Raw genomic sequence first — 1,832 nt, 5'->3', positions numbered from 1 at the left:
CCCCGACCCGCCCCTGGTCGTCCAGCAGGAGCGCTGTTCGCGTGTCCCTCACGGCGAGAATCTGGCTGCGCGTGCTTTCGACATCGAGTTGCGCGTGTGGGAACTCGCGGTTCAGGCGGAGCGTTCCCGTCACCAGCAGGGCGCCGGTGAACGTCGCGGAGTCCACGGAGGCCACGAGCACGGAGGACGCGGACTGGCTCCGGTCCGCCTCCAGCCTGGGACTCTCCAGTTCGGGGACGTCGCCGGACGCGAAGGTGACGCTCCCCACGCGCGTCCCACTGGCCTGTCGCACGCGCGGGTCCACCCGCTCCACGTCGCCGCGCGCGTCGAGGAACACCTTTCCGAGCACGACCTCGGACGCCCCCTGTGCCACCCCCAGGGCGGACAGCTCGATGCGCGGTTCGAGGAGGAAGCGCTTGTAGCCGAACTCACCGCTCTCCGAGGTGAGCGAGGTGGGTTGTTCGGCGCTGGTGATGAGGATGAAGAGCGCCTGACCCGGCTCACCCACGACGTCCACGAGCCGCGTCTCGGTGAGGATGAGCGCGCGCCCCGCGTCGTCGATGGCCACCCCGGAGGCCACCTCGAGCGAACCGGGCCGCTGGCCGACCGTCACCTCCAGCCCCTGCGCGATGCCGGAGAGGTGGAGCGCGTGGTTGAGCCCCGTGAACAGCGTCTCGAAGTAGCGCTGCTCCGTGCGGAAGTCCGCGGCGCCCAGCGACTGGCCGTCGTGGAACAGCGGGCGCTCGGAGCCGTCCGGTGTCATCGCTCCTCGACCCGGGCCGCGAGGCGCTGCTCGAGCCCGGCGACCCGCTCCGTCAGCTCACGCACGGACTGGAGCAGCAGCGGCACCAGCTCCTGGTACGCGATCATCGCTTGCCCCTGTGCGTTGGTTCCGACGACCTCCGGCAGGACCTGGGCCGTCTCCTGCGCCAGGAGCCCCAGCCGGCGCGGGCCCGACGGGTCGGCGCGCCACGCGAACGACACGGGGCGCAGCGCGGCCACGCGCTCCAGGGCTCCGGTGAGTGGGCGCACGTCCACCTTCAGGGATGCGTCGCTCAGCGTGCGGGGCGTCCCGTCCTGCGCCAGCTCCCACACGTCGCTCCCCCCGTAGCGCGCGGAGAGGAGGGCATGGCTCCCGTCCGCCTTCTTCGTGTTGATGCTCACGCCCGAGTCCTTCACGTCCCCATCCGTGAAGTCGAAGCGCGCGGTGCTCGCTCCCGCGCCGCGTCCGGCCAGGTCCTGCGTGATCTGCAGCATCGTGTCGGCGCCCGTGGAGTCGGGTTCCACGCGCAGCGCGCCACGGAAGGACGTGGGCGCCACGCTGCTGGAGGACGTGGGCAGCAGCAGCCAGCTCGTCTGACGTCCGCTGGTCGCGGTCTGGTCGATGCTGTCGACCTTCCCGCTCTTGAACGCGACGATGCCCAGGATGATGCCGTTGCCCGGGGCCGTCGGTCCCACCGGCGCCAGCGTCAGCTTCGGGTTCTCGATGATGGCGTGGGTGGACTTGAGGGACGCCTGGAACTCGGGGGTGTTGTTGTCCGCGTAGTCCAGGACGGCCAGGTAGGAGCCGTCCGGGGTCTGTCCCTGGGCGGTCATGTTCGTGTTCCTCACGACGTACAGCGGGACGCCGGCGCCGCTGAAGGCCATGCCGGGCGCCACGATGAGCGACGTGCCACCCAGGCCACTGAGGGCCAGGCCCTGGAGGACACCGGGCGCGAAGAGCTGGCGGTTCTGGTAGCCGACCAGGTCCCGCGTGTAGCGCTGGTCCCGGATGAAGTCGGCGAGCTGGAGGAGCTCTCCCTGGTAGTAGTACGTCCGTTCAAGGGACTGGG

The 1,832-nt window shown here is 70.7% G+C and carries 2 protein-coding genes; both read right to left on the bottom strand.

From position 1 onward, the window contains the following. The coding region (locus D7V97_RS42740) for a hypothetical protein (protein ID WP_199729214.1) at positions 1 to 763 on the bottom strand (763 nt) is incomplete at its 3' end. Beyond that, positions 760 to 1,832 (bottom strand): tail fiber domain-containing protein (locus tag D7V97_RS42735; RefSeq protein ID WP_147445248.1); only part of this gene is annotated, 1,073 nt, incomplete at its 5' end. The genes D7V97_RS42740 and D7V97_RS42735, both read right to left, overlap by 4 nt.

Source organism: Corallococcus sp. CA053C (genome assembly GCF_003611675.1).
Classification (GTDB): domain Bacteria; phylum Myxococcota; class Myxococcia; order Myxococcales; family Myxococcaceae; genus Corallococcus.
The sequence above is the reverse complement of the archived record's forward strand: the minus strand, read 5'-3'. Positions and strand labels throughout refer to the sequence as shown.